Raw genomic sequence first — 892 nt, 5'->3', positions numbered from 1 at the left:
GGGCAGCGTGAGCCGAGCGGCCCGTGGGGCGCGGGACGCGCAGCCGACGCCACCGACGCGTTCGCCGCCGCCCGGACGGTCGCTGCCGCCGCCGGTGTCGAACTGGAGTTCCGCGCGACGCAATACCTGCCGTGGCACCCGGGCCGCGGCGCGGAACTGCTCGTGAACGGTGTCGTCGTCGGCCACGCGGGCGAGTTGCATCCCGCCGTGCTCGAGCGCGCCGGGCTTCCCCCGCGGACGAGTGCCGTGGAGATCGATCTGGACGCCCTGCCGCTGGTGGAGAACCTGCCCGCGCCGAAGGTCTCACCCTTCCCCGCGGTCCTTCAGGACGTGGCGGTCGTGGTCGACACGGCGGTACCCGCCGCCGAGGTCCAGGCGGCCCTGCGGTCGGGTGGAGGAGAGCTCCTCGAGGACATCCGGCTGTTCGACGTGTTCGAAGGTGCGCAGGTCGGGGAGGGCCGGAAGTCGCTGGCGTTCGCGCTGCGATTCCGCGGCGTCGACCGCACCCTGACCGAGGACGAGGCGAGCGCCGCCCGCGACGCCGCGGTGGCCGCGGCGTCCGCCGCCGTGGGTGCCGAACTGCGCAGCTGACCCGTAGCCTGGGTGGAGGGCCCGAGGCGGTGAGGAGCAGTGCGATGACCGAAGTGCGCGACGTCGTGGCGGCGGCGAGTCAGTTGACCGACGCCGAGTTCCTCGAGGTGGTGCGCGCGGTGGCCGCGGGTCGTCCGGGTCTCGGGGCGCTCCTCGCGGCGGTGGACGTGGGCGCGGCGATTCCGGCCGAGGATCCGGTTACCGCGGAGGTCGTGCCCCACATCGCGCCCGCTGTGCCCGAGCCGGACTACACGCCGGGCGGGGTCCCGACGTTCGACCGCGTGCGTGAGCGGATCGAGGG

At 74.7% G+C, this 892-nt stretch carries 2 protein-coding genes; both read left to right on the top strand.

What is annotated here, in order from left to right; translation table 11 throughout:
* Positions 1-591, top strand: a 591-nt coding sequence (locus AC1D1G_RS45575) for a phenylalanine--tRNA ligase subunit beta-related protein (RefSeq protein WP_477956984.1), incomplete at its 5' end; no start/stop codon positions are given.
* 44 nt (positions 592-635) lie between these two features.
* On the top strand, positions 636-892 hold a 257-nt coding region (locus AC1D1G_RS45570), incomplete at its 3' end, for a hypothetical protein (protein ID WP_477956983.1).

The sequence above is a fragment of the Rhodococcus sp. P3_B8 genome (assembly GCF_056402775.1).
The sequence above is the reverse complement of the archived record's forward strand: the minus strand, read 5'-3'. Positions and strand labels throughout refer to the sequence as shown.